The sequence below is a fragment of the Pseudomonas sp. R151218B TE3479 genome, from assembly GCF_053629195.1.
The window spans coordinates 804064-827121 of record NZ_JBRJHV010000001.1 but is presented as its reverse complement, the minus strand read 5'-3'; the positions used below and the strand labels follow the sequence as shown (position 1 = coordinate 827121).

Genomic DNA, 23058 nt, shown 5'->3' with positions numbered 1-23058 from the left:
AAGCTATTTCGCCTGTGTATGCCCTATGTAACAGTTGTGATGCGCTTAACAGCCTGCCCGACCTGCCGGTCGAAGCGGCAACTGACGTGGGGTTTTTGTCACGCAAGCCGGTTATGATCAGCAATCATGCTGGCAAAAAGCCGTTGTTGCGGTTGTTGGCAGGTTGCCGGCGGGTTCGTCAGGGCCAGAACCCTCTCACCCCGCCCGCGCGCGAAGTATTCAGCAAGGAGGCAAGATGCCGCTGTGTTTGACTATCACTAGTTATCACAAAATTACCCCAGGCCAGTGTTCTGAAAAGTCCATGGATCAGGGGGTGATGGCAATTGGCCGTAATTCCGATAATGACTGGGTATTACCGGACCCTGAGCGCCTGGTTTCCGGCAAACATTGCGTTATTCAATACAAGGACGGGCGTTATTATTTGACCGATAACAGCACCAATGGTGTGGAATTGGTCAAGGCCGGCGTTCGCTTGCGCAAGGGCAACAGCGAGCCCCTGCAAGACGGCGAAGTGATCCGCATTGGTGACTATGAAATCCAGGCCCGCGTCGATTTCAACCTGCCGGTCACCGACAGCAACCCGTTCGCCGAATCGCCCAGCAGTTTCGAGGCCTTGATGGGGCAGCAGAGCGCCGCCGCGCATACGCCGTCGCCGATCCAGGTGGCCTCGCCTGCGCATTTCCAGGGCGTGTCGGCCATGGACACCTTGCCGGACCTGTTCGACTTCTTGACCCCGAGCAGTGTCCCGCCGGCCACCCAGCCTGACCATGTCCCGGCCGAGCAACACAATTTCCGCCCGCCGACGCCAATTGCCCGGCCGAGCCCGCCACCCGTGGTCGAGCCGGTTATACCGCCATCTGCCTCGGTGATTCCGGACGACTGGGACCCGTTCAGCGACAAACCTGCACCGGTGGCGGTTGCCCCGCTGCCCGTGGCCCCGCCGTCGGTGCCGCTACCGCCTACGGTTGAGCCGATCGCGACACCTGTTTCGCAGCCTCCGCTCGTCGACATCTTTGCTGAAATCAGTGCACCGCCCCCGGCGCCCGTGCGTGAAGCACCGGTGACCCGCGTCGAGCCCCCGGTCGCACCTCCAGTTGCTCCAGTTGCTCCAGTTGCTCCGGCCGCCCCGGTCGAGGCCGCCCAGCCCGACTTGCTGCAAGCCTTCCTGCGCGGAGCCGGGCTGGACCAGTTGCGCCTGGACAAGGCCCAGGCCGAAGCACAGATGGAAAGCATCGGGCGCAGTTATCGGTTGATGGTCGAAGGCCTGATCGATGTGCTGCGTGCCCGCAGCAGCCTCAAGGGTGAGTTCCGCATCCAGCAGACGATGATCCAGCCGGTGGAAAACAACCCGCTGAAATTCGCCCCCAATGTCGATGAAGCCTTGCTGTTGCTGTTGCGCCACGGCAACCAGGCGTTCATGGCCCCGGACGCGGCGGTGCGTGACAGTTTCGATGACTTGCGGGCCCACCAACTGGCGGTAATGGCCGGTGTGGAAGCGGCCATCAAGCATTTGCTGGGGCGCTTCGAGCCGGCACAACTGGAAGAACGCATGGCCAAGCCAGGCGGGCTTTCGGGTATTTTCAGCGGCTCGCGGCAGGCCCAGTACTGGCAGCAATTCACCGAGCTCTACAGCAACATTTCCCGGGAAGCCCAGGAGGATTTCCAGGACCTGTTCGGTCGCGAGTTCAGTCGCGCCTACGAAGAACACAGCACACGACAGCGACGCCGTTGAGCGGCGCCGTCCTATAACAATATTGATCAGCCAACAACGGATAGCTCAAACGTCATTGAGGACGCAGGATGATTCCCAGGTTTTTACTCGCAGTCGCCACCGCGCTTCTGCTGACGGCGTGCGCCAAGGATGCGGCCAACCCCCAGCCCGAAGAAGCTGAGGCCGACACCGCCGCCGTCGAGTTGCATTTCCATGCCATTGCTGGCCTCAACCCCGGCGCCACCGGCCAGCCGGCCCCGGTCAGGGTGCGCATTTTCGAACTGAAAAATGCCGCGACCTTTGGCCGTTCCGATTATTTCGCCCTGGCCGAGCGGGCCCAGGCCACGCTGGGCGCCGACCTGATCGACCAGGACGAGGTGCTGATCCAGCCCGGCCAGCAACTGAGCCTGCAACGCGATCTCGACCCGGCCACGCGGCACATCGGAATACTGGTGGGCTATCGCGAACTGGACCAGTCGTTGTGGCGCACGGTGATGAATGTCCCGGCGCGCGAATACACCGAATACCAGATCAGCCTCGATGTGCGCGCCGTGCGCAGCGCCGTCGTCGTTCCCCCATCCAGCCCTGCCCAATAAGCAATCGGAGCCCCCATGTCCTGGAACAATCGCGTGGTCTGGTCGGAAGGCATGTTCATTGGAACGCAGCACTTCCAACAGCATGACCGTTACCTGGAAAACCTCATCGACGCACGCAGCCGCCCATTGTCGGCCGGCGCTTGGGGTTTTTCCGAATTGCTGATCGACCAGGGCCTGCTGGCCCAGGGCAAGCTGGCGATCATCTCGGCGCGGGGCCTGTTGCCGGACGGCACGCCCTTCAACATTCCCCAGGATGACCTGGCGCCGACGCCGCTGAACGTCGATGACAACCTGCGCGACGGCCTGGTGTACCTGGCCTTGCCGCTCAAGCGCGCCGGCGCCCGTGACACCGTGGACGAAGGCGAAGACCTCGGCGCCGCGCGTTATGTGAGCCAGGTGTGCGAAGTGCGCGACGACAACGCGCCGTTCGAAAACCGTGCGCCGGTGGCCCTTGGCTCCCGGGCCCTGCGGTTGTTGACCGAACAGGATGGCATCGGCGACTACGCCGCCATCGGTGTGGTGCGCATCAAGGAAAAACGTGCCGACCGTGCCTTGGTGCTCGACGACACCTACATCCCACCACTGTTGGATGTCATGGCCTCCAAACCGCTGGCGGCGTTTCGCAGCGAACTGCTGGGCCTGCTGCATCAACGCGGCGAAGCCTTGGCCGGGCGGGTGGTGGCGTCCGGTGCCGGTGGTGCCTCGGAGATTGCCGACTTCATGCTGCTGCAACTGGTCAACCGCGCCCAGCCGCTGATCCAGCACCTGAGCCAGTTGAGCCCGCTGCACCCCGAGCGTTTCTACAGCGAACTGGTGAGCCTGGCCGGGGAGTTCTCCACGTTCACCGCGTCCGGGCGACGACCGCAGCAATACCCGCCATACCAGCACGATGACCTGGCCCTCAGCTACGCGCCGGTGATGCAGGCCTTGCGCGAAGCCCTGTCGATGCTGATCGACAGCAAGGCGACGCCGATTCCGATTGTCGAGAAAGCCTACGGCATCCACGTGGCGATGCTGGCCGACAAGACCCTGCTCGACAGCGCCAGCTTCATCCTGGTGGTGCGTGCCGATGTGCCGGCCGAAACCCTGCGCAGCCGCTTCGGCCAGCAAAGCAAGGTCGGCTCGGTGGAGCACATCCGCGACCTGGTCAACCTGCAACTGCCGGGCATCGGCCTGCTGCCGTTGCCGGTGGCGCCACGGCAACTGCCGTACCACGCCGGTTCCACCTACTACGAACTCGACCGGGGCAGCGACCACTGGCAGCAGTTGAGCAACTCCGGCGGCTTTGCGTTCCACATCGCCGGCCAGTTCCCAGGGCTGAACCTGGCTTTCTGGGCGATCCGAGGATAAACCGCGATGAGCAACGACGATCGTACCCAGTTCATGCCGACGCCCGGTGGCCGTGGCGCCGATCCATTCCGCCCGGACCCTGGCCGTCCGCAGCCTGCGCCGCTGTCGATGCCGGCCGCGCCGGTCCTGACCGGCAAGGCCGAGGGCCTCAACCCGTTGGAAAGCGCCGCCGGCCCGCTGTTGGCCCTGCTGACGCGCCTGCGCAACACCATCGCCCACCCGGCGCCGGCCAGTTTGCGCGCACAACTGCTGGCCTACCTGCGCCAGTTCGAAGAGCGCGCCGAGGCCGCCGGGGTGGTGCGCAACGATGTGTTGCTGGCCCGCTACGCCTTGTGCACCGCGCTGGACGAAGCGGTATTGAGCACGCCGTGGGGCGGCACCAGTGACTGGGGCAAGCAAAGCCTGTTGATCACCGTGCACAACGAAGCCTGGGGCGGCGAGAAGGTGTTCCAGTTGCTGGAGCATTGCCTGCAAAGCCCCCGCGAGCGCCTGTACCTGCTGGAGCTGTTGTACCTGTGCATGTGCCTGGGTTTCGAGGGGCGCTACCGGGTGATGAACGACGGTCGCAGCCAACTGGAAGCGTTGCGTGAGCGCACCAGTGCGGTGATCCGCAGCGCCCGGGGCGACTACGAGCGCGAGCTGTCGCCGCACTGGCGCGGTGTCACCGTGGCCCGTGATCGACTGGCGCAATTCATGCCGCCGTGGATCGCCGTGGCCATCGGCGCGGCCTTGCTGCTGGCGCTGCTGTTCGGCCTGCGGATGAAACTGGCTTCCGATGCCGAGCCGGTGTTCAAGAACATTCACTTCCTGGGCGAAATCCCGGTGCAGACCATCGACCGCCCCGTGGTGCAGCCCAAAGTAGTCGAGCGCCCCCGTCTGGCAGGCTTTTTGGCCGATGAAATCCGGGCCAACCGGATTGCCGTGGAAGACGCCGTCGACCGCTCGGTGGTGACCATCCGCGGCGACGAACTGTTCGCCTCGGGCAGCGCCAGCATCAAGGACGATTTCCAGCCGCTGATGCTGCGCATCGCCGATGCGGTGCGCAAGGTCAAGGGCCAGGTCCTGGTCACCGGCCACAGCGACAATCGGCCGATCGCCACCCTGCGGTTCCCGTCCAACTGGGCGTTGTCCGAAGCGCGGGCCCAATCGGTGCTGCAAATTCTTTCGGCCAAGACCGGCCAGCCCGAGCGCTTCAGCGCCGAAGGCCGCAGCGACACCGAGCCGTTGGCGTCCAACGCCACCCCAGAGGGGCGTGCGCGCAATCGTCGGGTTGAAATCACAGTATTGGCGGAGGGGGTCGAGTGAAGGCGTTTTTCAGTTTTATGACCCGCTGGGTCATCCCATTGCTGGGGCTGATCGCCCTGAGCCTGATCATCTGGTTCGTCGGCCCGCTGCTCGATTGGCTGGTGCCTGAAGGCCGCCGCTGGGCCTTGATCATCCTGGTGTTCGCGGTGTGGATCGCCTACCGGGTGTTCCGCATCATCCAGGCGCGCCGTCAGGCCGCCGAAGTGATGCGCAGCCTGGCCGCGCAAACCCCGCCCGACCCCACCAGCATCGCCACCGCCGAAGAACTCGAAACCCTGCGCCAGCGCATGGACGAAGCCTTGGCCCTGCTCAAGAAAGCCAAGCTGGGTGGTGACGAGCGTCGTAACCTCTACGAGCTGCCGTGGTACGTGATCATCGGCCCGCCGGGTTCGGGCAAGACCACCGCGCTGGTCAACTCCGGGCTGCATTTCCCACTGGCCGCGCAACTGGGCGCCGGTGCCGTGCGCGGTGTCGGCGGTACGCGCAATTGCGATTGGTGGTTCACCGACCAGGCGGTCCTGCTCGACACTGCCGGGCGCTACACCACCCAGGACAGCGACGCGACCATCGACAAGGCCGCTTGGCTGGGCTTCCTGGGGCTGTTGAAAAAGCAACGGGCCCGACGCCCGATCGACGGTGCGTTCATCGCCATCAGCCTGTCCGACCTGCTGCTGGGCAGCGACGCCGAGCGCGCCGCCCATGCCGCGGCGATTCGCTTGCGGATCCAGGAGCTGTACACCCAGTTGGGCGTGCGCTTCCCGATCTATCTGATGCTGACCAAGCTCGACCTGGTGCCCGGGTTCATGGAGTATTTCGATACCCTGAGCAAGGAAGAGCGCGCCCAGGTCTGGGGCATGACCTTCGCCCTGGACGATGGCAAGAGCAACGACAGTCCGCTGGCACACCTGCAAAGCGAATTCACCGGCCTTGAGCAGCGCCTCAACGACCGTCTGGTGGAGCGCCTGCAACAAGAGCGCGACCCGGCGCGGCGCGACCTGATCTACGGCTTCCCCCAGCAGTTCGGCGCCCTGAAAGATTGCCTGCAAAGCTTCCTCGAAGGCGTGTTCAAACCCAACGCCTTCGAAGAGCGCGTGTTGCTGCGCGGTGTGTATTTCACCAGCGGCACCCAGGAAGGCAGCCCGATCGACCGCCTGATCGGCTCCATGGCCCAGAGCATGAACCTGGACCGCCAGCACCTGGCACGCCAGACCGGCACCGGGCGCAGCTATTTCATCGAAAAACTCTTCACCGCCGTGGCTTTCGCCGAGCGTGGGCTGGTGGGCGTCGACCCGAAAGTCGAGCGTCGGCGCAAGTGGATCGCCCGCGGTGTTCTGGCCTCCACGGTGGTGCTGGTGCTGGTGGTCAGCACATTGTGGTGGGTCAGCTACCGTGCCAACCAGGCCTACATCGCCCAGGTCGATCAGAAGGTCGCGCCATTGGGCCAGACCGTGCAGAACCTCAGCCCGGCGCAACGGGATGTGCTCGCGGTGTTGCCATTGCTCAACGCCGTGAAACACCTGGCCGACGACGCCCCGAGCTGGGCCGAAGGCCTGGGCCTGTACCAGGGCGACATGCTCGAAGCCGAGTCCGGCAGCGTCTACCGCAAGCTGCTGATCGCGGTGTTCGCGCCACGCCTGCTGACGCGTATCGAAGAGCAACTGCACAGCGGCGGCAATTCGGATTTTCTCTACGAAGGCTTGAAGGCCTACCTGATGCTCGCCGACACCGAGCATTACGATGCCGACTTCATCAAGGCCTGGATCGCCCTGGATTGGGACCGCAGCCTGCCGCGGGACTTGCCGGCCGAGCAGCGCCAGGCCCTGGCCGGGCATTTGCAGGCACTGTTCGAGCGACGTCCGCCCCTCGCGCGCCTGGACCAGCGCCTGGTCGAAGACCTGCGTCGCCAGTTGCAGCAATTGCCGGTGGCCCAGCGGGTCTATGACCGGATCAAGCGCCAGAAACTGCCCGAAGGCATCCCGGACTTCCGCATCAACGAAGCCGCCGGGCGTGACGCGGCGCTGGTGTTCAGTCGCAAGAGCGGCAAGCCGCTGGGCGAGCCACTGAGCGGGTTCTTCACCGTCAAGGGCTACCGCCAGGGCTTCTTGCTCACCAGCCTGAGCCAGACCGGCACCCTGGCTGAAGAGCAGTGGGTGCTGGGCCATGAACAGGCCGATCAGCAGAACGCCGCCAGCCTGGCCGCCGATGTGCGTCGCTTGTACTTCCAGGACTACCTGCGCCAATGGGACGCCTTGCTGGCCGACATCGACTTCGTGCCGATCACCAGCGTGGCCCAGGCCGCCGATGTGCTGCGGGTGATTTCCGGCCCGACTTCGCCGCTGAAAAAGCTGCTGGTGGCGGTGGCGAAGGAAACCGACCTGCAACAGGATGAACGCCTGCTGGCCGCCCAAGGTGCGCCGGTGGAAGGCGGCGTGGACAAGCTCAAGGAGCGTTTGGGCAGCTTGCTCGGCCAGGAGCAGGCGACGCCAAACGCGCCGGCGGCGAGCGATGACCCGATCACCGCGCACTTCGCCGAGCTCAACAGCATCGTCAGCAAAAGCGAAGGCGAGCCGGCGGCCATCGACGGTCTGTTGGCCGACATGAACGCTCTGTACGTGCAGGTCAGCGCCATGGTCGGGGCCAGCGGCGACGCCTTGCTTGGCGAAGCCAAGAACCAGGCCACGGCCGCGGCCACGCGGGTCAGCCTCAACGCCGAACGCCAGCCGCCGCTGGTGCAGGGCCTGGTCAAGTCGGTGGTCAACTCCACCACCAACAGCATGATGGGCGGGGTGCGCAACCAACTGAACGCCGCCTGGACCAGCGAAGTGGTGAATATCTATCGCCAGTCCCTGGCCGGGCGCTATCCGATGTCGCCGGGCAGTGCGCGGGACGCGACCCTGGATGATTTCGGTCAGTTCTTCGGGGTTGGCGGGGTGATGGACAACTACTTCCGCAAGTACCTGCAACCCTACGTCGACACCTCGACTCCGACCTGGCGCTGGCAGCCGGGCGCGGCGCAGAAGCTCGGCATCGCCCCCGGGGTGCTGCAGACCTTCCAGCGCGCGGCGACCATCCGCGATGCGTTCTTCCGTTCCGGCGGCACCCAGCCGATGGTGCGCTTCGAACTCAAGCCGGTGGCGATGGACTCGACCATCACTCAGTTCCTGCTCGACCTCGACGGCCAGCAGTTGAGCTACGACCACGGCCCGAGCCGCCCGACCGCCATGCAGTGGCCGAACCCGGGCAGCATCGGCGTGGTACGGATCTCCATCATGCCGCCGTCGTCCAGCGGGCGTTCCGGCATCACCCTGGACGGGCCGTGGGCCTGGTTCCGGCTGCTGGAGCAATCGGACCTGACCGCCGGCAACTCGCCGGATCGCTTCAACCTGCGGTTGCGGGTCGATGGTGCCAGCGCCTCTTACGAGCTGCGGGCCAACAGCGCCTTCAACCCGTTCAAGAGCCGGGTGCTCAGCGGCTTCAGCCTGCCGGAGCGGCTATGAGTACGCCGGGCTTCTACGGAAAGTTGGCCAGCCGCGGGGACTTCGTCAGCCGTGGCTTGCCCCAGGGGTTTATCGGCCCGTGGGATTCGTGGCTGGCGGCGGGTTTGCTCGCCAGCCAGAGCAGCCTCGGCGAGCGCTGGCTGGATGCTTATCTGGTCCAGCCCGCTGTGGCGCTTCATGGTCGCGCCGGGTGTGTGTGGCCCGGACGCCGCCGTCGGGGTGGTGATGCCGAGCATCGATCGGGTCGGCCGTTATTTCCCGCTGACCGTCGCGGTGCTGCTGGAGCCCGACGCTGACCCGGCCTCCGTGGTGGGCGGTGCGGACGAGTGGTTCGAGCGGGTCGAGAACCTGTTGCTGAGCACGTTGAGCGTGGAGGCCAGTTTCGAGGCGTTCAACGAACAGCTGGAAACCCTCGGTAGCCCGATGTACCTGCCGCGCACGCCGAGTAGCCGTTTCGCCAGCCTGCATCGCTTCGATGCCACCGACCCGCAGCGGCGCATGAGCGCGCTGGCCGAGGCGGCTTGCGAAGGCGTGAGCCTGTGGTGGGGCCAGGGATCGGAGCGCATTGCCCCGGGTTTGATGCGCTGCCAGGGATTGCCGGCAGCCGCTGATTTTGCGCAATTTTTGCTCGGCCAAGAAGGTGTTGTGTAGATGCGTCCAAGTGCCGGAAAAGCAATCAAGTCTGCAAGCAAGAGCCATGTCGGGATGGTCCGCCAGGTCAACGAAGACGCCTGCCTGGACCTGCCGGAAAACGGCCTCTGGGTGGTGGCCGACGGCATGGGCGGGCACGCGGCGGGCGATTACGTCAGCAGCCTGATCGTCGACAGCCTGCGCGGCATCGCCGTGGGGCGTTCGCTGGATGAGTACGTCGCGGCGCTGCAAAGCGACCTGCTACGGGTCAACGCCGCCGTGCGGGAAGAAACCGCCAACCGTGGCGTGACCATGATGGGCAGCACCGTGGTGGTACTGGCCGCCCGCGACCTGCGGGGCATGTGCCTGTGGGCCGGTGACAGCCGCCTGTATCGCCTGCGCGACGGCGTGCTCGAAGGCATCTCCCGGGACCACAGCTACGTCCAGGATCTGCAGGACAGCGGCCTGCTCAGCGAAGCCGAGGCGCGGGTGCACCCGCGGGCCAACATCGTCACCCGGGCCATTGGCGTCGAGGCGCAACTGAACCTGGCGCTGACCGAGCTGCTGCTGGTGCCTGGCGACAGCTACCTGTTGTGCAGCGACGGGCTGACCAAGACCGTCGAGGACGATGAGATCCGCGAAGTACTGAGCCACGACGAGCCCGGCGAAATCGCCAGCAGCCTGGTGTCCCTGGGCTTGATGCGCGGCGCGCCGGACAACATCACCGTGGTGGTCGTGAAGGTGCCGTCATGAGCTTGACCCTGAACATTGTCATCCCCGGCTACGACATCGAAGGGCCGATCGGCGAAGGCGCGATGGCCAGCGTGTACCTGGCGACCCAGCGTTCGCTGGAGCGCAAGGTGGCGTTGAAAGTGATGGCGGCAGCCCTGGCCGCCGACCCGACGTTCTGCGAGCGCTTTTTGCGCGAAGGCAAGACCCTGGCGCGCTTGTCGCACCCGCACACCGTCACCATTCATGACATCGGCAATGTCGGTGAGCTGTATTACATGGCGATGGAATACCTGCCCAACGGCACGCTCAAGGAACGCATCGCCGCGGGCCTGACGCCGGAACAGGGCCTGACCTACATTCGCCAGATCGCCTCGGCCCTGGGGTATGCCCACGGCTTGGGCCTGGTCCACCGCGACGTCAAGCCGGCCAACATCCTGTTCCGCGCCGACGGCACGGCGGTGCTCTCGGACTTCGGCATCGCCAAGTCCCTGGATGACCGCACCCAGTTCACCCAGGCCGGCTTTGCCGTCGGTACGCCCAGCTACATGAGCCCGGAACAGGCCCGTGGGCAAGACATCGACGGTCGCGCCGACCTGTACGCCCTGGGCGTGGTGCTTTACGAAATCCTCGTCGGCAAACTGCCGTATACCGGCAACGATGCACTGTCCACGGCCCTGGCCCACCTGACCGAACCGTTGCCGGAGTTGCCGGTGCACCACGGCCGTTACCAGGACGTGTTGCGCAAACTATTGGCGAAGGACCCGGCGGAGCGTTTCCCGGACGCGGCGGCGTTGCTGCGGGCGCTGGATAACCTGCCTGAGGAGTCGGAAGCGACGCTGATCCGGCCGTTGTCGTTGCAACTGCCGACCACGCCGCCGGTGGATGACTTGGCGGGCTTGACGCCCATGTCCATCGACATTCCCAGCGGCCCGGCTTATTCACCACCGCAGCCACAGTCGAAGCCGCAGTCCAAGCCCGTTGCGCCGCCGATAAAACCGACGGCTCAATCTTCGGTGTCGGAGCAACGCAAGGGCCCGGTGTTCGCCCTGGCCGCCGTTGCGGTCGCCGTGGCGCTGGCGTTGGGTGGCGCGGGTTATTGGTGGCTGGCCGGTGACGATGGCAAAGAGGTGAAGACGCCAGTGGCCACGACCACCTCGGTCAAGCCACCGGAAGTGAAGCCGCCGCAGGCCCCGGAAGTGCCCGCGGTCAAACCGCCTGTTGTCCCTGCAGCTCAACCGCCCGTGGCGACCGAGGCCGACGGCGGCCAGCGTCCGCTGTTGATGGCCGGCAAGAAGACCCTGTTCCAGCGTGTGCTCAGCAAGCCGGGGGCGAAACTCGCCGAGGCGCCGGGTGCGGCACCGGGCAAGGCACTGCCGGCGTTTTCGGTGTTGTACGTGTATCAGCGCAAAGACCTCGATGGCAGCGCCTGGGTACGGGTCGGCGCGGCCACCGACGGGCGCAGCGACGGCTGGTTGCCCGCCGCCCAGGTCAGCGACTGGAAGCAGAGCCTGGTGCTCAAATTCACCGAACGTTCCGGCCGTGCGCCAGTGATGTTCCTGCGTCAGCCTGGCGAAGTGGAAAAGCTCCTGGCTAACCCATCGGCCGCCAAGAACGTGTTGCTCAAGGCCCAGCAGAGCCCGCAGGACGACCAGCAAGTGCTGGCCCTTGAACCGGCCGCCAGCGCGGTGCCGCAGAGTCAGTTCTATCTGTTGCCGATCTTCGATTCCCGCGAAAGCCTCGATGAAAACGGCCAGCCGGTGCAGTTGCTGAACGTGGCGTCCATCGACCCAGGCAACACCCCCAAGGCGGCGGGCAACACGCCGATCACCACCGCCAACGCCGACGCGTTCCGCACCGCCGTGGTGCTGGTGGTGGACACCACTGTGTCGATGCAGCCCTACATCGACCAGGTGCGCGACGTGGTCCACGAACTGCAAACCCGCATCGCCGAGCGCGGCGAGTTGGACAGCGTCAGCTTCGGCATGGTGGGTTTCCGCAGCAGCATCAAGAAAACCCCGGGCCTGGAATACGTCGCCAAGACCTTGATCACCCTCGAACAGGGCCGCGACCCGCAGCGCTTCATGGAGCTGGCGCGGCAGGTCAAGGCATCGACGGTGTCGAGCCATTCGTTCAACGAAGATGCGTTCGCCGGGGTCATGGAAGCCGTCGAAGGCATGGACTGGTCCGGCTACGGTGGGCGCTTGATCCTGTTGGTCACCGACGCCGGTGCCCTGCGCAAGAACGACCCATTTGCCGCCACGCAAATGAACGAGGCCGAAGTCCGCCAGGCGGCGCTGGGCAAGCAGATCAAGATCTACGCCTTGCACCTGCTCAGCGACGCGGGCAAGAAAACCCATGCCGGCGCCCAGAGCCAGTACCGCATCCTGACCGCCGACGCCAACCCGCAGATCGGCGACCTGTACATTCCGGTGCCGGGCGCCGACGTGCGCAAGTTCGGCGAGCGGGTGGACGAGATCGGTTCGGTGTTCGCCGACCTGGTACACCAGGTGCGCAGCAACAAACCGCAAGCCGTGCCGCTGTTGAGCGCCGCGCCGAGCCTGGCCGACAAGTCGGCCGCGGTCGGCTACGCGATGCACATGGATTTCCTGGGGCGCAAATCCGCCAGCCAGGCGCCGCAACTGGTCAGCGCCTGGACCGCCGACCGCGACCTGACCAACCCGGCGCTGCCGGCGTTCCAGGTCTGCGTGATGCTGACCAAGCTGCAACTCAACGACCTGCAGCAGTCGCTGAAGCTGATCGTCGACGCGGCCCGCAAGACCCAGAGCTCGCCCAAGGATTTCTTCCAGGAAATCGCCAGCGCCAGTGCCTACATGAGCCGCGACCCGTCGGCCCTGCGCAAAGGCGGCAACCTGGCCGACGGCGGCATTCTCGGCGAGTACCTGGAAGGGCTGCCGTACCGCAGCAAGTCGCTGAACATGACCCAGGACTTGTGGCTGTCCTTGAGCGTGGCCGAGCAGGAAGATTTCATCGACGAGCTGGATTCGAAAATCCGCCTCTACGAAACCTTCCACAACGACCTCGCCAACTGGGTGCGCTTCGGCGACGCCGAGCCGGGTGATGCCTTGTACCGCGTTCCGCTGTCGACGCTGCCGTGATGCTGACCCTGAGCGCAGTGCACAAAAGCCGGGGCGCCGGCAGCCAGCGCTACAGCCTGGTGATTCCACGGCTGCAATTGCGCGGCGGTGAACAACTGGCGGTGGTGGGGCCCAGCGGTTGCGGCAAGAGTACGTTGCTGGACCTGCTGGCGCTGGTATTGGCGCCGGATCAGGCCGGGCAGTTCGACTTCACGCCCGCCGACACGCCGCTGGACATCGCCAAATTGTGGCGTGGGTCGCAACAGGGCACCTTGGCCGAGCTGCGCAGCCGTTACCTGGGTTATGTTCTGCAAACCGGCGGCCTGTTGGGCTTCCTGGATGTGCGCGGCAACATCGCGTTGTCGCGCAAATTGCTGGGCTTGAAGGATGACGCAAGCGTGACGCGCCTGGCTGGGCAGTTGGACATCGCCGATCAACTGGACAAGAAACCGGCGGACTTATCCGTCGGTCAGCGCCAGCGGGTCAGCTGTGCCCGGGCGTTGGCCCATGGGCCGCGCCTGCTGCTGGCCGATGAACCGACTGCCGCCCTCGACCCGCTGAACGCCGAGCGCGTCATGCAGTTGTTGGTGGCCCAGGCTCGCGAACACGGCGTGTGCTGTGTGGTCGCCACCCACGACGAGGCGCTGGCCCGCGCCAGCGGTTTGCAGGTGCGCCGCATCAGTTGCCGTCGCGATGCCGACGGCGGTGTCACCGCCACCCTCGGGGAGGCTTGCTGATGCGCGGCGCGCTGGTGGCTTCCCTGGCCTGGCAGGATTACCGCAACGATGCCTGGCTGTCGGCCTGCTCGGTGCTTGCTCTGGTGGCCGTGGTGGCGCCGCTGCTGGTGCTGTTCGGCCTGAAGTTCGGCCTGGTCAGCAGCCTGACCGAGCGCTTGCAGAACGATCCGGCCACTCGGGAAATCATCCCCTTGGGCGGCGGTCGCTTCAGTGCCGAATTCATCGAACAATTGGGCCAGCGTGGCGACGTGACCTTTGCCTTGCCGCGCACCCGCCAGATCGCCGCCACGGCGGATCTGAGCAGCGAGGCTTCGGCCGTTACGGTCGAGATGATTCCCACCGCGGCCAACGATCCCTTGTTCGAGCATTTGCCGGTGCCTCAAGGCTTGGATCAAGTGGTGCTCAGCCAGACCGCCGCTGAAAAGCTCGGCGCCAAGGCCGGCGATTGGGTGCAGGCCAGTTTCGGCCGGCAGGTGGCCGGTCGCAGCGAGGCGCAGCGCACCCGCGTGCAGGTGCTGCACGTGCTGCCCCTGGAAGCCTTCGCCCGGGACGGCCTGTTTGCACCGCTGGCCTTGCTGGAGGCCGCCGAAGATTACCGCGACGGCCGTGCCGTGCCCGCGTTCGGCTGGCCGGGCGATGCGGTGAGTGTGGCCGGGCAACGGGTCTACCCGGCGTTTCGTTTGTATGCCCGCAGCCTCGGCGACGTCGAGCCGCTGCGTCAGTATTTCGCCGGGCAGAACCTGCTGGTCTCGACCCAGGCCCAGACCATCGCACAAGTGCAATCGCTGAGCCGCAATCTGTCGATCGTGTTCTGGATCATCGCCGGGTTGGCCTTGACCGGCGCGTTCGCGGCGATCTTTGCCGGCGCCCTGGCGGCGGTCGAGCGTAAGCGTCGGGAGCTGTCGGTATTGCGTCTGCTGGGGGTGTCCACCGCGGCGCTGCTGTTGTTCGTGGTGCTGCAGGCGCTCTACAGCGCCACGTTTGCGGCCCTGCTGAGTGTCGGCCTGTATGGCCTGGCGCAGTCGGGCCTGAATTATTTATTTGCACAGATGCCCGGCGAATACGCCAGCCATCTGTTGGTGCGTCACTACACTTTGGCCCTGGTGGCCGTGCTCGGCGTCAGCGCCGTCGCGGCGGCTTGTGGCGGCTGGCGGGTGGCGCGCATCCAGGCGTGTGAAGGAATTCGCGATGTATAAGTTATTGGGCGCCGCCGTGGCGCTGAGCCTGGCCAGCATGGTCTGGGCAGATGAAGGCACAGACAAGCTGGACAATCCCAAGCCATTGCCCGACGACGTCAGCCTGCCGCTGCCGTGCGAAGGCCAGATGGTGTTCCGCTACGTCTACATCCTCGCCCAGGGCACTCTGGACGACCGCGAGATCAGCCTCGGTTACCCGTTCAGCGAAGGCGAGGCGGGTTACCAACAGTCGTTCATTTCCGGTTACCGGCGCGACTTCATCAACGGCCAGTTCACCCTCAAGGACCTGCCCACGGACTGGAACAAGACCATCACGCCGTTGATGCCCAAGACCGACGCCAAGACGCCGCTCAAGCCGATGCTGTACTTCATCGGCAAGTACGAGGTCACGGCCCGCCAATACGCCCAGGTCATGGCCCAGGCGCAATCGCTGGCCAGTGGCGAAGCGGCGCCGGCCTGCGAAACCCTGCAAGCCGATTTGCCCCAAGGCGTGGCGGGGCGTTTGCCCAAGGTGAAACTGTCGAAGTTCGAGGCCGAGCGCTTCTCTGCGGTATACAGTGCCTGGTTGATGAAATACCACAAGGACCTGCTGCCGGTGAGCGGTCGCGGCACCTCCGCCGAAGACGGCGGGTTGGGTTTCGTACGCTTGCCGACGGAAGTCGAATGGGAATTCGCCGCCCGCGGCGGCCAAGCCGTCAGCCGTCAGGATCTGGAAGGGCGGCTGTTTCCGCGGCGCTTGGAAGGCAGTGAAAGCGACGGGCCGCTGGCCGATTGGGCGGTGTTCAACCAGGTCGCCGGTGGCACCGGCCAGGCGGCGCGGCTGATGCCCATCGGCACCAAGCTGGCGAACCCCATCGGTCTGTTCGATGTGGTGGGCAATGCTGCCGAGATGGTTCAGGAATCCTTCCAGTTGGTGCATGCCGGTCGCCGCCAGGGCGCCTATGGCGGCTTCGTGGTCAAGGGCGGCAACTACCTGGAAGGCGAGGGCACGTTGTTCACCGGGATGCGTCGCGAGTACCCGCTGTTCGCCGCCGACGGTACCGAGCAGAGCAACGAAACCACCGGCTTCCGCGTGGCTGTCGGGGCGTTGTCGGCGCCGCGTTCGCGCTACAAGGAGTTGTTCGCCCAATGGCAGAAAGAGGGCCGCCTCGCGTCGCTGACCGACGCCATCGATGACGCTGACGACCCGACCAAACGCCTGGACAGCATCATCGCCGCCAGCGTGGATCCGCGCCTGCAAGCCGAACTGGGCCTGGTCAACGAAGAGCTCAAGCGCAACGTCTCGCTCATCGCCCAGCAGCGCGAGGAAGCGGCGGGCAACCTGATCCAGTCGTCGGCCCTGGTGGCCGAGACCGTCAACAACTACAACATTCGCCTGACCAATCTGCAGAACAGCCGGCAAGCCGCGCTGGATGCCAAGGATGAGGCCAGCGCGCAACTGTTCGCCACGGCCATCGACAACGGCCGCAGCGCGCTGGATGGCGCGGTGGCAATCTACATCGACAACCTGGCCACCGGCACGCGCTACACCGATGCCGTGATCCAGGCACAGTTCCAGCGCATCAAGGAAGAATTGGAGCGCAAACCGGTACTGGGCAAGAGCCTGGTGGCGCGTGCAACGTTATTCGTTCGTCATGTCGGGGATTATCGTCAGCAAAAACGAGCCGACCCGGCGACGATATTGAAGGAATTGCTCGCATCGAACGCTCAGCGGTCTTGAGCGTTCGTTGTCAGCGAGCTTGGAAGGGACTCAGGCGGCGATAGCGCCGCGCTGAGCTGGTCAACACTTAAACGAGAACACAACTATGCTTTTCTCCCGTAAACCATTTGCTTCGGTTTCCAAGCGTCACTTGCTGATGGTCGCTGTCGGCTTCAGCACCGTACTGACCGGCTGCGCCACGTCGCCGACCTCCAAGGTCGCCTCGAGCACCAAGGTCGAGTACTACCCGAACTGCTACGAGCCGGTGCAGCACCTGCGCTCCACCGAAGGCAACATGACCAAGTCGGTCGTCACCGGTGCCGCTGTCGGCGCTGTCGGTGGTGCACTGTTGGGCGCCCTGACTGCCGACAAGGAAGACCGTGGTCGCAACGCCGCCATCGGTGCCGCGGGCGGTGCATTGGCCGGTGGTGCCGCCGGTTACTACACCGAGCGCCAGAAGCAGATCGCCGATGACAACCAGCGCATCGCCTCCTACGCTGCCGACGTCAACAAAAGCGTCTCCGACATCGACCGCAGCACCGCTTACGCGAAGACTTCGCAGCAGTGCTACCAGAATGCGTTCAGCAAACTGGTTGCCGACCGCAAGGCCAAGACCGTCAACGACACCGAAGGCCGCAAGCGCCTGGCGGAAATCGTCGCTGGCCTGAAAGAGTCGAACGACCTGATCGTCGCGGTCAATGGCAAAGCCTCCGAAGACCTGAACAACTACACCCAGGCCTACGAGAAAGACCTGCAGCAAGTGGGTGTGCAGCGTACTGACGTGGTGACTGTGGCCACTGCTGATACCACACCGGTCGTGGCTCAGACCACCAACAAGAAAAAGAACAAGAACGTACAACCGGCCAAGAAGAAAGACCTGCCGACCGTGCCGAAAGAAGCGGTGACCACCGAGAAAACCCTGCTGACCGCCAAGGCCAAGCAGGATGAAAGCAAGCAGGTTGCCAGCGCCGGTACCACCCAGGTCAACAGCATGTGCAAGAACCCGGACCTGGGCGACTGGGCACCGGTTCCTTGCCCGAATGTTTGATTGAGTGAGGGCTGCTGATCGTTGGTCAGCAGCCAAAACCTGTGGGAGCGAGCTTGCTCGCGATAGCGTCCGTTCAGTTGGCATCCATGTCGATTGACCCGCCGCCATCGCGAGCAAGCTCGCTCCCACAGTTGTTTTGTGTTGCCGGTGATATCTGCGACACATCCAATCCCCTGTGGGAGCGGGCTTGCCCGCGAAGGCGGCCTTATCTCTTTCGGTTGTACCCCGATCCAATTGTGGGAGCGAGCTTGCTCGCGATGGCGGCCTTATCTCTTTCGGTTGTACCCCGATCCAATTGTGGGAGCGAGCTTGCTCGCGATGGCGGCCTGACAGCCGGCCAGGATGTTGTTGACTGAGTACATATCCATTGCTGCGGTAACGGCGGCTTATGGTTCCGCTCTTACAGCGGGTCACTTTTGGCAAACGCCCCAAAAGTAACCAAAAGGTCTTTGCCCCACCACTCGGCACCTCGCCTAGGCTCGGTGTGCCCTCACTCCGGCATTGCTCCGTGGGCCGCCGCGAAGGGCCATCCATGGCCCAGCGCGGCTACCTCGGCATCCATGCCGAGGTGCCCACTGCGCAATGCCTACGTTCGGCCTGCGTGGTCAACGGGGCCCCCAGATCAAAAGCCCGCCGAGGCGGCCTTATAGCCGACCTGTCTCCCCGGCCATACCCCAATCCCATTGTGGGAGCGAGCTTGCCCGCGATGGTGGTGGCCCAGTTTGCATCATTTGCCGACCGCCCGAGCCACTCCACTTTGGCATGATGCGCCGCTATCTCTGCTCCTCATCTCGATGCGCTTGGTACATACCATTTGTCCGGACTGTCAGCTCTGACAGTGGATAACTTTCTCCTTGAGTTTCAGGGTGCATGTGTGCCGTCCTGACACGGCGACTATTAAAAAGGTGAATGGATATGCAAAGGCATACGGCTGTAATCGTGTCGACTCAAACTATGTTCGCGATCGATAACATGACTTCAGGGTCTTACATCTCCCTAACTCCGCCCCTTTATGGAAAAGTCGAGCGTCCAGGGCAAGATGCTGTATATGATGTTATTCATGGTATTGGTGCGGGTAGCATAGGTGGAAGATTCTTCACGAATGTGGTCACCAATAATTATGGGATGGACTCTGGATATAATGCCCAGTCGCTGTCGCTATCGATGAAGACTGACACAATAGAGTATTCATTTCTGTTGACTAAAATCGGCAACCAAATAACTTGCGAGTCGCTGGCGAACGGAACGCTGGATCTAGCTAGTGTTCTTTATGAAGACATCGTGGGGGCGGTCTATTTGAGAGCAAGGTCCGCGCCCGATGATGACAAGGCTAAGACCATGCCTGTAGCGAAGGATGATGTCTATTCCATGGTCGAGTTTGGAAACTACGGCAGGGGATTGACTATCACGGAAAGTTCCAAATCTCTGTCCAAAACAATTCCCGATACCGAGATGTTTTCCCTGTTGCAAAATGTCGACCTGTATATTTCAGGTCCGCTCTATCAGTTGATCAATGGTGATCTAGTCAGGGTTGAGAGTCGGAGGCTGGAGGGGCAAGGTAAGTGGGGTGGCTTTTTCGCACTTTCAGGGGATAGAAATGAACTTTATCCCGATGGCACAACAGAGTTGATTGTCAATGACGGCTTCTCGGAAGGACGGGCTGTTATTGAATTCAAGCATGACTCCGTGAAAAAACTAGTCACCATAACGATCAACTCTCATACGAGTAAAGTGTGCGATATCAGAGATTTGACCGAAGTGGGGTATCCATTTCCAAATACGCTTTGCTTTGCTCTGTAATCCGTACGATGGGTCGCAATTTCTCCTGTGGAAAACAAGCTTGCAAAGGCTATACCCCGTGGAGAGGGAGCTTGCTCCCGCTCGGCTGCGCAGCAGTCGCAAAACCGGGCCCTGCGGTCCGCCTGGAGAAACGCAGGGGCCTGCTTCGCAGGCCAGCGGGAGCAAGCTCCCTCGCCACGTTGGGTTTGTGTGGAGCCGAAATTGGAGCTCGACCAAAGTCCCTGTGGAGGTGTACATATCCGTTGCTGCGGTAACGGCGGCTGGCGGTTACGCCCTTACGGCGTGTCACTTTTGGCAAACGCCCGGAATGCCGGCCCAGCCAAAAGTAACCAAAAGGTCTTTGCCCCACCACTCGGCACCTCGCCTAGGCTCGGTGTGCCCTCACTCCGGCATTGCTCCGTGGGCCCGCCGCGAAGGGCCATCCGTGGCCCAGCGCGGCTATCCCGGCATCCATGCCGGGATGCCCACTGCGCAATACCTGCGTTCGGCCAGCGTGGTCAACGGGGCCCCCAGATCAAAAGCCCGCCGAGGCGGCCTTATAGCCGACCTGGCTCTTTGGCCGTCCCCCCGATCCAATTGTGGGAGCGGGCTTGCCCGCGAAGGCGGCCTTATAGCCAGCCTATCTCTTGCGGTTGTACCCGATCCAATTGTGGGAGCGAGCCTGCTCGCGATGGCGTCGGCTCAGCCTGCATCAATGTAAGCGTTATCCCTTGGCATCAGGCGCCGCGATCTCCCTGGTTTCCAGATGATCCAACGCCCGCTCGACCAACAACTGCACCCCATCGGCCATGCGGCTGATTGCCAGGGCGATGCTGCGGCGTGAGTCATCCACATCGTCAGCCAGGTCGGCGGCGATGGTGCTGATGGACAGCAGATCTTCGGAGGCGTTGGCGAGCAGGGTTTCGGTGTCGATGTGGGGAGCGACGATGAAGAGTTGGCTTTTGTCGATTTCGGGTGGGTCAGAGGGTTTGGGTTTGAGGTAGTAATCGAGGGCGCGGGTGGCGGCGTCTTCGAGTTTTTTTTCTTCTTGCGCTTCGACGCGGGATCTGTGGCCGTTTTGCGGAGGATTCGGAGTTGCTTTGAACATGATGAAACTTCCTGGCAGTGGAGCTGGCACCCTCCGATTGCACGTCGGAAAATGGGTGGCAGCTGTACGTAGGTGTGCAAGACCGGTCCAGGAACCCGGCAGACCCGAAGGTCTCCCACGCGCAGCCGCCATAACAGTCGGCGAGCATAGAAAAATGCTCGGCGAATAGCCATAACGAATGCGTTCCTAGTTCGGACTTGCACGTCCGTGTCACCGTTTTTAGCGATGACGAACAAAGGTTAGCGGTGCCCCAGAGCCCTGCCTAGTTCACGAACAGCCCGGCGTGTTGAAGGAAATGTCCGAGGGTTGGTCAGGGGAAAGGGATCAAAAGATTGCAGCCTTCGGCAGCTCCTACAGAAACCGATGTAGGAGCTGCCGAAGGCCGCGATCTTTTGATTTTAGGTTTTGTGACTTGGCGGTCATCGTTCGCGAAAACCAGCTTATCTTCCGACAAAACGATCCAATGATGGTGTTGTGCCGAAGAATCGCTAAACTGCCAGCCATTCATCTTTCTTCACGAGGCTGTGCCCATGAAATTTCGTTTTCTGCTGTGGATGCTGGGGTTGTTGATGGGCAAGGCCAGCCGGACCAATCCGGCGTTCCAGCAGCAGTTGGGTGACAAGGAGCTGGTGTTCCAGCTGCAGACCCTGGACGGCAAGGTCGCCCGGCATTTCACCGTGAAGAACCAGCGCATCACCAGCCAGTCCGGCGTTTATCCAACCCCGGCCTTCGCCATCGCCTTCAAGGACGCCGCCTATGGCTTCGCCACAATGCAGGCCAAGAACAAGCAGTTGGCGTTCATGACAGGGATCCAGGACAAGTCGATCCAGATCAAGGGCAACCCGGCGCTGGTGATCTGGTTTCAGGGGCTGACCAAGTACTTGAAGCCGAAGAAGGCGAAAGCGAAGATCTGAGGCGCTGCGGATACTTGTGGCGAGGGGATTTATCCCCGCTGGACTGCGCAGCAGGCCCAAAAAGGTTGACTGTGTTTAGCCTGCATGACTGGGGAGGTTGGTTTTAGGGCCGCTTCGCAGCCCAGCGGGGATAAATCCCCTCGCCACAAGAGCTTCACTCACTTGCACAAGGCAGGTGAATCTATTCAGCCATGGCTGAACTGCGAAGCCAGTTCCCGCAGCAGCACTTCGGCTTCAAGCACTTTACTGACCACATCGTTGGCCTTTTCCCGAGTCAGGCCCACGCGTTCGAGCAGGGCGTCCGGGATGTCTTCATCCGGGCCGGTGCCGATGCCCCGGGCGCGCAGCAGGCGTACGGCCAGGCACACCAGGTTCGGGTAGGCGGCGTATTCGCCGTCGTAATGCGGGTCGTGCTGGAAGCGCAGGGCGGTGGCCAGTTCGTCGGGCATGTCCCAGTAGCGCATCAGCCATGAGCCGATCTGTTCGCGACTGATGCCCAGCAGGTGCTGTTCCACGTAGCTGTGGCACAGGTGCGGGTTGACCTCCAGGTGTCGGCAGATCAGCGAGAAGTGCGGTGGGAACACGTGGGCCAGCAGCAGGTAGCCGAAGTTGTGCAGCAGGCCGGACAGGTAGGTCAGGCCACCCTCGGGCCGCTGCGCGCGCGGCATGGCGCGGGTCAGGCCTTCGATGACGGCGGCGGTGTAGATCGACTGGTGCCAGTACGGCGTGGTGTGTTGCGGGTGGTCCTTAGGCAGGCTCAAGGTCTTGCCCAGGGCCAGGCCCAGTGCCAGGTTGATCACCAGGTCGAAGCCCAGTACCCGCACGATGGCGTCTTCCACTGAACGAATCTTGCCCGGCGACGCGTAGTAGGGCGAGGCGGCCCAGCTCACCACTTGCGCGGCCAGGGCCGGGTCGGTTTCCACCACGCCGGTGATGTCGTCGATGGTGGCGTCGGGGTCGACCCGCAGCTTGATGATTTTTTGCGCGGTTTCAGCCAGCGGCGGGATCTCGATGGTTTCTTCCAGCCGTTGCTGGATACGCCGGGCGGTGAACGCCTGCACAGCCTGGGTGATTTCCGCGCGGTCGTCGTGGGGGCGGTCCAGGTTGGGGGTGATGTTGCTCACGGCTTCGCCGAACGTCGCGGCGCTGGCCTTGGTGAGCATGGTCTTGAACGCTTCGCTGGTCACTTCCAGCAGCAGCCCCGGCTCGCCGGAGTTGATCAGCAGCTTCGGTTCGCGCAGCAGGCTTTCTTCATACAGGCACGGCGAGCTGGTCAGCGCCGGCAGGCCGGGCAGCAGGCTCAGGCTGTGTTTGCCGAGCATGCGCTCCAGGCGTTCGGTCGGCACTGCCGTGAGCTTGCGGCCGGTGAGTTCGGCCAGGCGATTGAGATCCAGCAGCTGGCTTTGCGGAAACAGCACCATGAGCGCGCCAACGGCATCGTGCAGCAACACCGCCTGCACTTTGCGGGCGGGGTTCAGGCCGGGTCGTTCGAGTACTTCGTCATAGCCGATGCCCAATTTCTCGAGCAACAGCCGAATAACAGACGGAGCGTGCGGGGCTTCGGGGACGAGGGCAGCTTCTGTCATGGTCTGTATCCGTTTTCCTACAAGTTGGTCAGTATAACCAGCTTGTCCTGCACGCGGGTCTGGAAAACTGAGCGC

At 63.5% G+C, this 23058-nt stretch carries 15 protein-coding genes and 1 pseudogene; 14 read left to right on the top strand and 2 right to left on the bottom strand.

All coding sequences use genetic code 11. The annotated features are described in order from the left end of the window. Nucleotides 1–235: 235 nt before the first annotated feature. The 13 genes and pseudogenes from tagH (at nt 236) to AB7M32_RS03805 (ending at nt 19396) form a co-directional block, all read left to right on the top strand. Nucleotides 236–1732, top strand: coding sequence for a type VI secretion system-associated FHA domain protein TagH (tagH, locus tag AB7M32_RS03865; protein ID WP_454249122.1), 1497 nt, complete (start codon nt 236–238; stop codon nt 1730–1732). Nucleotides 1733–1800: 68 nt separating this feature from the next. Then, a complete protein-coding gene (gene tssJ / locus AB7M32_RS03860; protein WP_307572802.1) occupies nt 1801–2307 on the top strand; it encodes a type VI secretion system lipoprotein TssJ in 507 nt (168 codons plus the stop codon). 15 nt (nt 2308–2322) lie between these two features. Beyond that, nucleotides 2323–3657: a type VI secretion system baseplate subunit TssK gene (gene tssK / locus AB7M32_RS03855; protein ID WP_454249121.1), complete on the top strand. Its 1335-nt coding sequence runs from the start codon at nt 2323–2325 to the stop codon at nt 3655–3657. A 6-nt stretch (nt 3658–3663) separates the two neighbouring features. After that, complete coding sequence (locus AB7M32_RS03850; RefSeq protein ID WP_454249120.1) at nt 3664–4962, top strand: DotU family type VI secretion system protein; 1299 nt, start codon at nt 3664–3666, stop codon at nt 4960–4962. Next, a complete protein-coding gene (gene tssM, locus AB7M32_RS03845; RefSeq protein WP_454249119.1) occupies nt 4959–8459 on the top strand; it encodes a type VI secretion system membrane subunit TssM in 3501 nt (1166 codons plus the stop codon). Before AB7M32_RS03850 ends, tssM begins: the two co-directional genes overlap by 4 nt. Next, nucleotides 8456–9110: pseudogene (gene tagF, locus AB7M32_RS03840) on the top strand (type VI secretion system-associated protein TagF). Before tssM ends, tagF begins: the two are co-directional and overlap by 4 nt. After that, nucleotides 9111–9842, top strand: coding sequence for a PP2C family protein-serine/threonine phosphatase (locus tag AB7M32_RS03835; protein ID WP_003206909.1), 732 nt, complete (start codon nt 9111–9113; stop codon nt 9840–9842). Next, entirely contained in the window at nt 9839–12937 is a 3099-nt protein-coding gene (locus tag AB7M32_RS03830; RefSeq protein WP_454249118.1) for a protein kinase domain-containing protein, read from the top strand. Before AB7M32_RS03835 ends, AB7M32_RS03830 begins: the two co-directional genes overlap by 4 nt. Beyond that, entirely contained in the window at nt 12937–13653 is a 717-nt protein-coding gene (locus tag AB7M32_RS03825) for an ABC transporter ATP-binding protein (RefSeq protein WP_454252096.1), read from the top strand. Before AB7M32_RS03830 ends, AB7M32_RS03825 begins: the two co-directional genes overlap by 1 nt. Then, complete coding sequence (locus tag AB7M32_RS03820) at nt 13653–14849, top strand: ABC transporter permease (protein WP_454249117.1); 1197 nt, start codon at nt 13653–13655, stop codon at nt 14847–14849. Before AB7M32_RS03825 ends, AB7M32_RS03820 begins: the two co-directional genes overlap by 1 nt. Next, nucleotides 14842–16569 carry a formylglycine-generating enzyme family protein gene (locus AB7M32_RS03815; RefSeq protein WP_454249116.1) on the top strand — a complete coding sequence of 576 codons (1728 nt, stop codon included), beginning with the start codon at nt 14842–14844 and terminating at the stop codon, nt 16567–16569. The genes AB7M32_RS03820 and AB7M32_RS03815 overlap by 8 nt, the downstream gene beginning before the upstream one ends. An 85-nt stretch (nt 16570–16654) precedes the next feature. Further along, the gene (gene tagQ / locus AB7M32_RS03810) at nt 16655–17596 is read left to right on the top strand and encodes a type VI secretion system-associated lipoprotein TagQ (RefSeq protein ID WP_072407473.1); all 942 of its coding nucleotides are present in this window, start codon (nt 16655–16657) and stop codon (nt 17594–17596) included. A gap of 915 nt (nt 17597–18511) precedes the next feature. Continuing rightward, nucleotides 18512–19396, top strand: a complete 885-nt coding sequence (locus tag AB7M32_RS03805; protein WP_454249115.1) for a hypothetical protein — start codon at nt 18512–18514, stop codon at nt 19394–19396. A gap of 703 nt (nt 19397–20099) precedes the next feature. Here the strand turns inward: AB7M32_RS03805 and AB7M32_RS03800 are convergent. After that, on the bottom strand, nt 20100–20483 hold the full coding sequence (locus AB7M32_RS03800) for a DUF6124 family protein (RefSeq protein WP_454249114.1): 384 nt from the start codon (nt 20481–20483) through the stop codon (nt 20100–20102). A gap of 530 nt (nt 20484–21013) precedes the next feature. On the opposite strand from AB7M32_RS03800, the gene AB7M32_RS03795 reads away from it, so the two are divergent. Continuing rightward, nucleotides 21014–21397, top strand: a complete 384-nt coding sequence (locus AB7M32_RS03795) for a helicase (protein WP_454249113.1) — start codon at nt 21014–21016, stop codon at nt 21395–21397. Nucleotides 21398–21582: 185 nt separating this feature from the next. Here the strand turns inward: AB7M32_RS03795 and AB7M32_RS03790 are convergent, their stop codons facing one another. Beyond that, nucleotides 21583–22983, bottom strand: coding sequence for an HDOD domain-containing protein (locus tag AB7M32_RS03790; RefSeq protein WP_454249112.1), 1401 nt, complete (start codon nt 22981–22983; stop codon nt 21583–21585). Nucleotides 22984–23058: the final 75 nt, after the last annotated feature.